Origin of the sequence: Bacillus cereus group sp. RP32 (assembly GCF_040459735.1) — a bacterium.
Lineage (GTDB): Bacteria > Bacillota > Bacilli > Bacillales > Bacillaceae_G > Bacillus_A > Bacillus_A wiedmannii.
On record NZ_JARVHO010000001.1, the window covers coordinates 19,361 to 31,722 of the forward strand.

Genomic DNA, 12,362 nt, shown 5'->3' on the forward strand with positions numbered 1-12,362 from the left:
ATAAGTTAAGCAAGGAGGATTGCGTATGAGTGATGTAATGGCTGATCGTACCCCTCCGCATAATATAGAGGCTGAGCAGGCGGTTTTAGGGGCCATATTAATTGATCAAGATGCGTTAACGTCAGCATCGGAATTATTGGTACCTGACTCATTTTATCGAACGAAACATCAAAAGATTTTTGAAGTCATGCTTGGGTTATCTGATAAAGGAGAGCCGATTGACTTAGTAATAATGACGTCAGCAATGGCTGATCAAGGATTATTAGAAGAAGTTGGTGGGGTTTCTTACTTAGCAGAATTAGCAGAAGTTGTTCCAACCGCTGCTAACGTAGAATATTATGCACGAATCATCGCTGAAAAGGCGCTATTACGTCGTTTGATTCGAACAGCGACTCATATCGTGTCTGATGGGTATGAGAGAGAAGATGACGTGGATGGTCTTTTAAATGAGGCTGAGAAAAAAATATTAGAAGTATCTCACCAAACGAATGCAAAAGCATTCCAAAATATTAAAGATGTTCTTGTAGATGCTTACGATAAAATTGAACTTTTGCATAATCAAAAAGGTGAAGTTACTGGGATACCAACTGGATTTACAGAATTAGATAAGATGACCGCAGGTTTCCAGCGAAATGATTTAATCATCGTAGCGGCACGTCCATCAGTAGGGAAAACCGCATTTTCATTGAATATCGCACAAAACGTAGCGACGAAAACTGATGAAAATGTAGCGATTTTTAGTTTAGAGATGGGCTCTGATCAGCTTGTTATGCGTATGCTTTGTGCAGAAGGAAATATTGATGCGCAAAGACTGCGTACCGGTTCATTAACTTCTGATGATTGGGCAAAATTAACAATGGCGATGGGGAGCCTTTCTAATGCTGGTATCTATATTGATGATACACCAGGGATTAAAGTAAATGAGATTCGAGCGAAATGCCGTAGATTAAAGCAAGAACAAGGTCTAGGGATGGTTTTAATTGACTATTTACAGCTTATTCAAGGAAGCGGGAAATCAGGAGAAAACCGTCAGCAGGAAGTATCTGAGATTTCTCGTACATTAAAAGGGATTGCGCGTGAATTACAAGTGCCTGTTATTGCCTTGTCACAGTTATCTCGTGGTGTAGAATCTCGTCAAGATAAACGTCCGATGATGTCTGACATTCGTGAATCGGGAAGTATCGAGCAGGATGCTGATATTGTAGCCTTCTTATATCGTGAAGATTACTATGACCGAGAAACGGAAAATAAAAATACGATTGAAATTATTATTGCAAAGCAGCGTAACGGTCCCGTAGGCTCAGTAGAGCTCGCATTCGTTAAAGAGTTCAATAAGTTCGTTAACTTAGAACGTCGCTTCGAGGATGGACATGCGCCGCCTGCATAAAGATAGTATAAAAAAGAAATGCATTTCTTATAATAAGATGTGTTTCTTTTTTTTTATAGGAAAGATAAGGCTTTCATAGTGTGAAAATATAATTCTTACGAACGAAAATGTTTTTTAATAAAAAAATGTTCGCTTTTTGGTTGACTTCTTTTTCGGTTTTGGTACAATTATATTGTTTGAATAGATCGTTTGAAAATCGCGGAGGTGCTTTAATAATGTCTTCAGTAGTAGTTGTAGGAACACAATGGGGCGACGAAGGAAAAGGTAAAATCACTGATTTTCTTTCTGAGCATGCGGAAGTAGTTGCAAGATATCAAGGTGGAAATAACGCGGGACATACAATTGTTTTCGGCGGAGTTAAATATAAATTACACTTAATTCCATCTGGTATTTTCTATAAAGAGAAAATTTGTGTAATAGGAAATGGCTTAGTAGTAGATCCGAAAGCATTACTTGAAGAGTTAAAATACTTACACGATCGTGGTGTAAGTACTGATAATTTACGTGTAAGTAACCGTGCGCACGTTATTTTACCTTATCACTTAAAACAAGATGAATTAGAAGAAGCAAGTAAAGGTGATAACAAAATCGGTACAACGAAAAAAGGTATCGGTCCTGCATATATGGATAAAGCTGCTCGTATTGGTATTCGTATGGCTGATCTTTTAGACCGTGAAGCATTTAAAGAAAAGCTTGAGCGCAATTTAGTAGAAAAAAATCGTTTATTTGAAAAAATGTACGATACAGAAGGTTTCAGTGTAGAAGAAATCTTCGAAGAGTACTTCGAGTACGGACAACAAATCGCGCAATATGTATGTGATACGTCTGTTGTATTAAATGATGCACTAGATAACAATCACCGTGTATTATTTGAAGGTGCACAAGGTGTTATGCTTGATATCGACCACGGTACGTACCCGTTCGTTACATCTTCTAACCCGATTGCTGGTGGTGTAACAGTTGGAACTGGAGTTGGTCCTGCGAAAGTTACTCGCGTTGTAGGTGTGTGTAAAGCATATACAAGCCGCGTAGGTGATGGTCCGTTCCCTACGGAGCTTCATGATGAAATTGGTCATCAAATTCGTGAAGTTGGTCGTGAGTACGGAACGACAACTGGTCGTCCACGCCGCGTAGGTTGGTTCGATAGCGTTGTTGTAAGACATGCGCGTCGTGTTAGTGGTTTAACAGATTTATCATTAAATTCTATCGACGTTCTAACAGGTATTCCGACTCTTAAAATTTGCGTTGCTTACAAATACAATGGCGAAGTTATCGATGAAGTTCCAGCAAACTTAAACATTTTAGCGAAATGTGAGCCTGTATACGAAGAACTTTCAGGTTGGACAGAAGATATTACTGGTGTAAAATCATTAGACGAGCTTCCTGAAAATGCACGAAAATACGTAGAACGTGTTTCTGAGTTAACAGGAATTCAATTATCTATGTTCTCAGTTGGACCAGATCGTAACCAAACAAATATCGTTCGTAATGTATACGAAGCTTAATTGATATTTTTGAGAAAAAACTCATGTCCGCATGAGTTTTTTCTTATGTTTTATAAAAAAATAAAAAAAGTATTGCAAAAAACAAAGGAAACATGTTATGATACATCTTGTCGTCACGAAAATATGACGTTGGTGAGTATGAGCCATTAGCTCAGTTGGTAGAGCATCTGACTTTTAATCAGAGGGTCGAAGGTTCGAATCCTTCATGGCTCACCATTTTATTTTTCGTGGCCCGTTGGTCAAGTGGTTAAGACACCGCCCTTTCACGGCGGTAACACGGGTTCGAATCCCGTACGGGTCATGTTTTTTTATGTTCATTTTTGGTCCCGTGGTGTAGTGGTTAACATGCCTGCCTGTCACGCAGGAGATCGCCGGTTCGACCCCGGTCGGGACCGCCACTTTTGTTTATACCACCATTAGTGGTTTTATATATAGTTTTGGCTCGGTAGCTCAGTCGGTAGAGCAGAGGACTGAAAATCCTCGTGTCGGCGGTTCGATTCCGTCCCGAGCCACTCTCAGGATATTAAGTGGGCCCACTTAATATCCTTTTTATTTGTGTAATTTTACAAAATTGAGTAGTTATTTTAAAATAGAATGAGAAGCCTCTAGCAGTTGAAGCTAGAGGTTTTTCTATAGATCGTATAGGATTCTGTGTAAAAGTGGATCATACATGAGTCTGTGAGAATAGAGGAGAAAGTACTTAAGCAAAAGATGCGGCCATATAGGGACATACTATGTAGACATCAATGTGTTTAGGGATATTGAACATATTTTTACCCCGCATTAACGGGCAGTAAGACCCCACCCAAAAATTCAACGAAGGTAAAGAAGTTAGGTGCGGGATCAACTGCACGTAAATGCCCGATTAAAGTTTCACTTTATAAGGAGGAAATAGACGATGATGGGAAAGAAAATTTTAGTAGTTGATGATGAAAAGCCGATTGCGGATATTTTGAAGTTCAACCTAGAAAAAGAAGGTTTTGAAATTGTAATGGCGCATGATGGTGATGAAGCGATTGAAAAAGCGAATGAAGAGCAGCCAGATATGGTTTTATTAGATATTATGCTACCAGGTAAGGATGGCTTAGAGGTTTGCCGTGAAATACGTAAAAGCTCAGAAATGCCGATTATTATGCTTACAGCAAAGGACTCTGAAATTGATAAAGTATTAGGGCTTGAGCTTGGAGCAGATGATTATGTAACGAAGCCATTTAGTACGAGGGAACTACTTGCTCGTGTGAAGGCGAATTTACGTCGCCATCAACAAGGTGGTGCTGCAGAAAAAGAAGAAAATACGGAAATGGTTATTGGACCAATCGTTATCAATTCAAATGCGTATAGTGTAACGAAACGTGAGGAAAATATTGAACTTACACATCGTGAATTTGAGCTACTACATTATTTAGCCAAACATTTAGGACAAGTTATGACTCGTGAGCATTTATTGCAAACAGTTTGGGGTTATGACTATTTTGGAGATGTACGTACAGTGGATGTAACAGTGCGTCGTTTACGTGAAAAAATTGAAGATAATCCAAGTCATCCTACTTTAATTGTAACTAGACGTGGAGTAGGATATTACTTGCGTGACCCAGAGCAGGAATAGTATATGAAGAAAGTTGGTTTTTTTCAATCTATTCATTTAAAATTTGTACTCATATATATGCTATTAATATTGATAGCTATGCAAGTTATTGGGGTATATTTTGTAAGAGAGTTAGAAAAGAGTCTCGTACAAGGCTTTAGAGATTCTTTAACGCAGCAAACGAACTTATTATCATATAACTTGAAACAAGAGTTTAAAAAAAGTTATACAAAGGCAGAAACAGAATCAACAGATGAAACGATTAAAACTTCAATTCGAAAATTTGCCTCTGATCGAAAGAAAGATATCCAAGAGGTAAGTGTATTTGATTCGCATAGAAAGTTACTCGCTATTTCAGATGAGTCAAAGCAAAACAAGGTAAATAGAACATCAACTGATATAGCTGTTCAACGGGTATTGGTACAAAAAAAGCCAGAAGTGAAAATTGAGAAGGATGGTCGTACAGGCCATCGTGTACAAGTTATGCTTACTCCTATTCTAGATGATAACGGCAAGGATGCACTTGGTGTTATTTACATTGTTGCATCTATGGAAGATGTTTATAAACAGATGAAGGATATTAATCAAATTTTTGCGACTGGAACCGTTATTGCATTACTCGTAACAGCTGTACTTGGAATTTTGTTAGCTCAAACGATTACGAGACCAATCTCAGATATGCGAAGACAAGCGATTGAAATGGCAAAAGGAAACTATTCAAGAAAAGTAAAAGTGCATAGCCATGATGAAATAGGACAATTAGCATTATCTTTCAATAATTTATCAAAAAAATTACAACAAGCTCGTTCTTCAACGGAAAGTGAAAGACGTAAATTATCATCTGTTTTATCACATATGACAGATGGAGTAATTGCTACTGACCGAAAAGGAGACATTATTTTATTAAATGATCCTGCGGAAAAGATGCTAAATGTTTCGCGTGAAACGGCGCTCGATCAATCTGTTTTAGAAGTATTAGGGATACAAGAAGAATTTACGCTCGATCATTTATACGAAGAGCCTGATTCCGTTTTATTAGATTTTAGTACGAGAAATGAGCCATATATTTTACGTGCTAGTTTCTCTGTTATTCAAAAAGAGACAGGGAAAGCAAATGGTTTAATTGCCGTATTATATGATGTAACTGAGCAGGAGCGTATAGAAAGGGAACGCCGTGAGTTTGTGGCAAACGTTTCCCATGAATTAAGGACGCCATTAACAACGATGCGCAGTTACTTAGAGGCACTTACGGACGGCGCGTGGCAAGATCCGAATATTGCACCGCAATTTTTAACAGTTACACAAGAAGAAACAGAAAGAATGATTAGACTTGTAAATGCGTTATTGCAACTTTCTAAACTCGATAGTACAGAACATCGTTTAATGAAAGAATGGGTCGATTTTACTGACTTCTTTAATAACATTATTGATCGTTTTGAAATGTCTAAAGAGCAAAACGTAAGTTTCAAACGATCTTTCTCTAAGAAATCCCGATTTATTGATATGGATACGGATAAAATTACGCAAGTTTTGTATAACATTATTTCGAATGCATTAAAGTATTCACCAGAAGGTGGAACAGTAACATATCGCTTACGTGATCGTGGGGAATTATTAGAGGTTAGTGTAAGTGACCAAGGAATGGGTATTCCCAAAGAAAACGTCGATAAAATCTTTGAACGTTTTTACCGCGTAGATAAAGCACGTTCAAGACAAATGGGTGGTACAGGACTTGGATTAGCAATTGCAAAAGAAATGATTGAGGCACATGGTGGCTCGATTTGGGCGAAGAGTGAGGAAGGAAAAGGGACAACTATTTACTTCACATTGCCAATGGCAGCAGATGAAGAGGACGATTGGGAATGAGTATGGAAAATGTTAAAACGATAGTTTTAATTAATTTAGTTGTAATTAGCCTATTTCTTACTTTTAACTTATGGACGTATGTGCCAGATTCCACGTCTATGCAAAACGCAAAATTTGTGCAGGGGAATGAAGGAATTACTCAAACTAAAATCGCTGATGTTGTCCGCCCTACTTCTATCATCGTGCATAAAGATAAAAATCATTATGGGAGCAAAAGAGAGGGAGATATAGAATCAATCTATAAACCTTTGGAAGCAGGGGAATTACATGGTTTCAAAGAGATATCGATTGCTAAGGCTGATTTCCTTTCTTATGTGCATGGTGAAGGGAAAATGGAGCTTGTTTTTCCTACCAACATCCCATTTGATGCAGTTAAATCTATGTTTAATATGAAAGAAAAAAGTATAGATAAGCCTAAACATTTTAATCGAATTATTCTTGACCCTTCTAGAAGTAGGGATCAAGAAATTAAAATTAATTTTGTTTCTGATGGTGATAACTCTAGAATATATGAAGCAAAATTAAGTGGTGTGTATTTAAAAGATATTGTAAATGCACAAAATCAATTTATAGTATCGGCAAAACCTTATTTTGACTATCAAATTAATGATATGAAAAAGCTATTTTTACCAGATGGAACGACAGAATTAAGTAATATAACATATATTTCATCTAATTTAGCGGTTGATACATTTAAGAATGCTCTTTTTAGTGACCCACGTTATTTAAGCCCTATTACCGAGAAATCGAAAGAAACATTTACGGATGGTATTAGGTCCATGGAGATTGAAAACGATCATCATATGCTAAAGTATAAAAATTCTTCTGTTTCAAGTGAGAAAACGACAGATAATTTAATGCTTTTACAAAAAAGCTTTGATTTTGTAAATGGTCACAGTGGGAGTTTGGATTCATATCGTTTGGATTATATGAATAAAGGACAGACGGTATTCCGTTTACATGAAGATGGATATTCCGTATTCAATACAGATGGATTAGCTGAATTGAGACAAGTATGGGGATCAGAAGAAGTAATGGAATATGAAAGACCGTTGTTGTCTTTAAATACGAAAGGTATAGAACAGAAGGTTACTCTTCCATCAGGTCATGTTGTAATAGCATCTTTAGAAAATAATGCCGCGGTAGATAAAAGATTCATTAAAGACATTGGTATTGGATACAAATTATCACTAGATGGGCAAGTAGCTCGACTACAGCCAATTTGGTATGTAAAGTTTGTTGAAGATGAAGCGGGTAAACAAAAAATATATGAGTGGAGTGAGGGAGGACTAAATGGATTGGGATCGGATTAAAACCATATTTATTGTGACCTTTTTTGTTTTGGACCTCTTTCTCATTTTTCAATTCATTCAAAAGCAAGATAGTAATCAATTGGAGCTTATTGCAGAAACAAAGATAGATCAAGAATTAAAAGCAAACAAAATTACTATGGGTAATTTCCCTAAAGAACCGAAAAAAGAATCATTTATTAGGGCGGAAAACAAGGCGTTTAAAGAAGAAGATGTACAGTCTTTAAAGAATCAAACGGCGCATATACAAAATATGTACAGGATAGAAAGTAAGCTAAAAGAGCCCTTTTTAAATACAAAATCATTATCCAAAGATAAGTATAGTGATTTTTTGAAGAACTATGTATTGGATGGACAAAAGTATGAGTTTGGGGCAATGAAAGACTCTAAAATTTACTTCTTCCAAAAATATAAAGATAAGCCTATTTTCTATAACGATCAGGCAATGATTGTTGTGGAATTAAATGAAAAAAATGAACTCGTGTCGTACACGCAGACGATGCTAACTGATTTAAAAGAAATGGGCGAAAGTGAAAAAACGAAACAGCAAGAAATTATTACTGCTCAAACAGCTTTAGAAAATCTGTATTTAAAAAATAAAGTTCATGGGAATACACATGTAAAAGAAGCACAAATTGGTTATGCCACCCTTACCGCATCTACTTCTAATAACCAAGTACTCGCTCCAACATGGAATTTAAAAACGGAGCAGAAGCAGGACTTCTTTGTAAATGCAATCGAAGGACAAGTTATGGAATTAGGGGAAAGGGAAAATCAAGTGGTTGATGAACATACTGGAGTGAGAAAGAATGGGGTTGCATTTTAGCGTACTTGCAAGTGGAAGTACAGGGAATATGCTATATGTAGGAACAGATGAAAAAAAATTACTCGTCGATGCAGGTTTAAGTGGTAAAGCAACCGAGGCTTTATTTAAACAGGCAGAATTAAATATAAATGATGTATCGGGTATTCTTGTAACACATGAACATAGTGATCATATTAAAGGGTTAGGTGTATTGGCACGTAAATATGATTTACCTGTTTATGCAAATGAGAAAACATGGAATGCAATGGAACATTTAATAGGAAATATCCCAACTGAGCAAAAGTTTATTTTTTCAGTTGGGGATGTGAAAACATTTGGTGATATTGAGGTCGAGTCATTTGGGGTTTCTCATGATGCGGCAGAGCCGATGTTCTATGCTTTTCATAATAATAATAGAAAGTTAGCCCTTATTACAGATACGGGATACGTGAGTGACCGTATGAAAGGTGTTATTAAGGGTGCTAATGCTTTTGTGTTTGAAAGTAATCATGACGTGGAAATGCTTCGTATGGGACGTTATCCATGGAGCATTAAGCGGCGTATTTTAAGTGATGTGGGTCACGTTTGTAATGAGGACGCTGCATTAGCGATGGCAGATGTAATTACAGATGAGACAAAACATATTTATTTAGCCCATTTAAGTTTAGATAATAACATGAAAGAACTAGCACGTATGTCAGTATCACAAGTATTAGAGGAAAAAGGATTTGGAGTGGGAGAAGCCTTCGAAATTCATGATACAGATCCGAAAATGCCTACAAAAATTCAATACGTATAATTCTTCATTTTAGTAAACAATAAAGGTGAATATAGTTGTTTTCAGGAAGATGGGTGAACAAATATGTCCTTTATTGATGAAGAAAATTATCGTATGAAACGTGCAAGAAAAAAGAAGCATAAAGGTATTGTTATTTCTAGCATAGCAGGAACAATTGTAGGAGCTTCGTTATTTGCATTTGGAGCTCCTTTATTTGCGAATGATGCGGGCGCGCTTCCGCAAGCTGAAGCAAGTGGAAGTAATATGGCCGAAGCTCAAGGAATTAAACAGATTAGCTTTGTTGATGCTGTTGATCGTGCGTCTGAAGCTGTTGTTGGCGTTATTAATATTCAACGAGATAATTTTTCAGAGGCAGATTCAGAAGCTGGTACAGGATCGGGTGTAATTTATAAAAAAGCAGATGGCCAAGCTTATATTGTAACGAATAATCATGTTGTTGCTGGAGCGAATCGTATTGAAGTAAGTTTAAGTGATGGTAAGAAGGTTCCTGGAAAAGTATTAGGAACGGATGTAGTCACAGATTTGGCTGTACTAGAAATAGATGCAAAGCATGTGAAAAAAATAATTGAGATTGGCGATTCTAATACTGTTCGTAGAGGAGAACCGGTCATTGCGATTGGAAACCCACTCGGGCTGCAATTTTCAGGAACCGTTACACAAGGCATTATTTCAGCTAAGGAACGTATTGTTCCTGTAGATTTGGATCAAGATGGACATTACGATTGGCAAGTAGAAGTATTGCAAACAGACGCAGCAATTAATCCAGGTAATAGTGGTGGTGCGCTTGTAAATGCGGCAGGTCAATTAATTGGCATTAACTCAATGAAAATTGCAGCAAAAGAAGTAGAAGGAATTGGACTAGCTATTCCAGTTACTAGAGCTGTTCCAATTATGAATGAATTAGAGAAGTACGGAAAAGTAAGGAGACCGTATGTTGGAATTGAACTTAGATCGTTAAATGAGATTCCAAATTACCATTGGTCAAAAACATTGCATTTACCAAGCAATGTAACAGAGGGAGTTTGCATTTTAGATGTGAAAAGTCCTTCGCCAGGTGTAGATGCTGGTTTACGAGAACACGATGTGATTGTAGCAGTAGATGGAAAACCGGTTCGCGATATTATTGGATTCCGTACGGCCTTATATGATAAAAAAATTAATGATAAAATGACTCTTACGTTTTATCGTGGTACAAAACGAGCAACAACAACGGTTAAACTAGGCATTCAAAAGTATTAAAAACAGGAGGGCCTACCTCCTGTTTTCTATTGTAGAAAAGTGAGGTGAAGAATATGAATTTACCTTGTTGTTTAGAACATGTTGAATTAGCTTTAGATATTATTGTGGATGAGTGTGAAGTTGCACCGGTTATCAACAATGTGGATAACTCAGAAAAAGAGAAAAAAACATGTGAATTTTGTCAAAACAAGGCGACATATGTTGTATCGAACACAGATTCTCACACAATATGTGGGTAACAATTGTGGATATGTGGATAAGTTGTGTGGATAACATGTTTGTAAGGTGGGGAATGAGTGTGAATATCTCGATTATTTCAATTGGGAAATTAAAAGAAAAATATTTAAAACAAGGTATAGCAGAATACTTAAAACGATTATCTGCATACGCAAAAGTAGAAGTAATTGAATTGCCAGATGAAAAGGCGCCAGAAAATTTAAGTGAAGCAGAAATGTTAATTGTAAAAGAAAAAGAAGGTATACGTATACTGGATAAAATTTCTGACGATACGCATGTCATTGCGTTAGCGATAGAAGGAAAACAAAAATCATCAGAAGAATTTGCAGTAAGTTTAGATCGTCTTGCTACATATGGAAAGAGTAAAGTTGCCTTTGTAATTGGTGGATCACTTGGACTAAGTTCAGAAGTAATGAAGCGTTCAAACGAATCTCTTTCTTTTTCAAAGATGACATTACCACACCAATTAATGCGATTAGTATTGCTTGAGCAAGTGTATAGAGCGTTTCGTATTAATCGTGGGGAACCGTATCATAAATAAAATTACTTTTTGTATATAAAAAGAGTAAAAAAGACCATTGGGCAAAAACCACCGATGGTCTTTTAAATATTAATAGGTAGTACGAAGGTTTCCTAAAATAAGTATGTTTCTATTTCTAAAAAAGTGTGTTGTAATATGAAGAGGGAAAAGTATAAGTAGTCATAGAAGTGAGGAATTAAAGGTGAAGAAGTTTAAAAAGTTTTACTTGGAGATTACGAGTGTATGTAATCTTGCGTGCAGCTTTTGTCCGCCGACGGAAAGGCAGAAGCAATTCATTTCTGTGGAGGATTTTGCTAAAAGATTAGACCAAATTAAACCTCACACAGACTACATTTATTTGCACGTGAAGGGTGAGCCATTGCTCCATCCGAAAATAGATCAATTGTTAGATTTAAGCCATGAAAAAGGGTTTAAAGTTAATATTACAACGAACGGAACGTTAATTAATAAAAGAAGGCATAGACTGTTAAATAAGCCTGCTTTAAGACAAATGAATTTTTCATTGCACAGTTTTGATGGACACCCAGGTTCGCAAGATAAAGAGGGCTATGTAAGAAGTATACTTTCCTTCATTAGAGAGGCGACAAGTCAATCAGATTTAATTGTTTCACTTAGATTATGGAATTTAACGCAGGATAATAAAACAAATGCTGAAATTCAAAAAAATAGAGAGTTATTATCCATCATTGAAAATGAGTTTGGTCTATCTTATCAAATCGAAGAGAAGCTTACACCGGGAAAAGGTATAAAAATTGCGGAACGTGTCTTTATTAATCAAGACTATGAATTCCAGTGGCCGGCATTACATGAAGAAGAGGATGATGGAAAAGGATTCTGTCATGGTCTTCGTAATCAGGCTGGAATTTTAGCGAACGGAACAGTTATTCCTTGTTGTTTAGATGGTGAGGGGATTATTAACCTTGGGAATATTAATAATGACTCATTTTCTAACATTATAGAAGGTGAAAGAGCAACAAACATTGTCGATGGATTTTCGAAAAGAGTTGCAGTCGAAGAGCTATGCAGGAAATGTGGATACCGTAAAAGATTTGGAAAATAAATATGAAACAAGCCCTCATAAAGCGAGG

11 protein-coding genes and 4 tRNA genes are annotated in these 12,362 nt (G+C 36.5%); all 15 read left to right on the forward strand.

Going from position 1 to position 12,362, the window contains the following annotated elements; all coding sequences use genetic code 11:
- Positions 1 to 25 precede the first annotated feature (25 nt).
- The 15 genes from dnaB to QCI46_RS00185 all read left to right on the forward strand — a co-directional run bounded on the left by dnaB (position 26) and on the right by QCI46_RS00185 (position 12,334).
- A complete protein-coding gene (gene dnaB, locus QCI46_RS00115; RefSeq protein ID WP_001286242.1) occupies positions 26 to 1,387 on the forward strand; it encodes a replicative DNA helicase in 1,362 nt (453 codons plus the stop codon).
- 215 nt (positions 1,388 to 1,602) lie between these two features.
- Entirely contained in the window at positions 1,603 to 2,892 is a 1,290-nt protein-coding gene (locus QCI46_RS00120) for an adenylosuccinate synthase (protein ID WP_044740892.1), read from the forward strand.
- Positions 2,893 to 3,032: 140 nt separating this feature from the next.
- A tRNA-Lys gene (locus QCI46_RS00125) sits at positions 3,033 to 3,108 on the forward strand.
- A 13-nt stretch (positions 3,109 to 3,121) separates the two neighbouring features.
- A tRNA-Glu gene (locus QCI46_RS00130) sits at positions 3,122 to 3,193 on the forward strand.
- 21 nt (positions 3,194 to 3,214) lie between these two features.
- Positions 3,215 to 3,290: transfer RNA gene (locus tag QCI46_RS00135), tRNA-Asp, on the forward strand.
- Between the two features lie 41 nt (positions 3,291 to 3,331).
- A tRNA-Phe gene (locus QCI46_RS00140) sits at positions 3,332 to 3,404 on the forward strand.
- Between the two features lie 386 nt (positions 3,405 to 3,790).
- Positions 3,791 to 4,498 carry a cell wall metabolism DNA-binding response regulator WalR gene (walR, locus tag QCI46_RS00145; RefSeq protein ID WP_000971866.1) on the forward strand — a complete coding sequence of 236 codons (708 nt, stop codon included), beginning with the start codon at positions 3,791 to 3,793 and terminating at the stop codon, positions 4,496 to 4,498.
- A gap of 3 nt (positions 4,499 to 4,501) precedes the next feature.
- Positions 4,502 to 6,343, forward strand: a complete 1,842-nt coding sequence (gene walK / locus QCI46_RS00150; RefSeq protein ID WP_048542845.1) for a cell wall metabolism sensor histidine kinase WalK — start codon at positions 4,502 to 4,504, stop codon at positions 6,341 to 6,343.
- On the forward strand, positions 6,340 to 7,656 hold the full coding sequence (locus QCI46_RS00155) for a YycH family regulatory protein (RefSeq protein ID WP_098076714.1): 1,317 nt from the start codon (positions 6,340 to 6,342) through the stop codon (positions 7,654 to 7,656). Before walK ends, QCI46_RS00155 begins: the two co-directional genes overlap by 4 nt.
- Entirely contained in the window at positions 7,637 to 8,479 is an 843-nt protein-coding gene (locus tag QCI46_RS00160) for a two-component system regulatory protein YycI (RefSeq protein WP_088065084.1), read from the forward strand. The genes QCI46_RS00155 and QCI46_RS00160 overlap by 20 nt, the downstream gene beginning before the upstream one ends.
- Positions 8,463 to 9,257, forward strand: a complete 795-nt coding sequence (locus QCI46_RS00165; RefSeq protein ID WP_000522836.1) for an MBL fold metallo-hydrolase — start codon at positions 8,463 to 8,465, stop codon at positions 9,255 to 9,257. Before QCI46_RS00160 ends, QCI46_RS00165 begins: the two co-directional genes overlap by 17 nt.
- Positions 9,258 to 9,320: 63 nt before the next feature.
- Positions 9,321 to 10,496 carry a S1C family serine protease gene (locus QCI46_RS00170; RefSeq protein ID WP_048542840.1) on the forward strand — a complete coding sequence of 392 codons (1,176 nt, stop codon included), beginning with the start codon at positions 9,321 to 9,323 and terminating at the stop codon, positions 10,494 to 10,496.
- Between the two features lie 53 nt (positions 10,497 to 10,549).
- Positions 10,550 to 10,735: a CxxH/CxxC protein gene (locus QCI46_RS00175; protein ID WP_144534438.1), complete on the forward strand. Its 186-nt coding sequence runs from the start codon at positions 10,550 to 10,552 to the stop codon at positions 10,733 to 10,735.
- A 59-nt stretch (positions 10,736 to 10,794) separates the two neighbouring features.
- Positions 10,795 to 11,274, forward strand: a complete 480-nt coding sequence (rlmH, locus tag QCI46_RS00180; protein WP_001027003.1) for a 23S rRNA (pseudouridine(1915)-N(3))-methyltransferase RlmH — start codon at positions 10,795 to 10,797, stop codon at positions 11,272 to 11,274.
- 181 nt (positions 11,275 to 11,455) lie between these two features.
- Positions 11,456 to 12,334 (forward strand): radical SAM/SPASM domain-containing protein, encoded by an 879-nt coding sequence (locus tag QCI46_RS00185; protein WP_327958528.1) that lies wholly within the window; start codon positions 11,456 to 11,458, stop codon positions 12,332 to 12,334.
- Positions 12,335 to 12,362: the final 28 nt, after the last annotated feature.

Bases quoted from the DNA above. Each gene is read 5' to 3' on its own strand.
- dnaB (WP_001286242.1), top strand. From the start codon at position 26: ATGAGTGATGTAATGGCTGATCGTACCCCTCCGCATAATATAGAGGCT.
- QCI46_RS00120 (WP_044740892.1), top strand. From the start codon at position 1,603: ATGTCTTCAGTAGTAGTTGTAGGAACACAATGGGGCGACGAAGGAAAA.
- walR (WP_000971866.1), top strand. From the start codon at position 3,791: ATGATGGGAAAGAAAATTTTAGTAGTTGATGATGAAAAGCCGATTGCG.
- walK (WP_048542845.1), top strand. From the start codon at position 4,502: ATGAAGAAAGTTGGTTTTTTTCAATCTATTCATTTAAAATTTGTACTC.
- QCI46_RS00155 (WP_098076714.1), top strand. From the start codon at position 6,340: ATGAGTATGGAAAATGTTAAAACGATAGTTTTAATTAATTTAGTTGTA.
- QCI46_RS00160 (WP_088065084.1), top strand. From the start codon at position 7,637: ATGGATTGGGATCGGATTAAAACCATATTTATTGTGACCTTTTTTGTT.
- QCI46_RS00165 (WP_000522836.1), top strand. From the start codon at position 8,463: ATGGGGTTGCATTTTAGCGTACTTGCAAGTGGAAGTACAGGGAATATG.
- QCI46_RS00170 (WP_048542840.1), top strand. From the start codon at position 9,321: ATGTCCTTTATTGATGAAGAAAATTATCGTATGAAACGTGCAAGAAAA.
- QCI46_RS00175 (WP_144534438.1), top strand. From the start codon at position 10,550: ATGAATTTACCTTGTTGTTTAGAACATGTTGAATTAGCTTTAGATATT.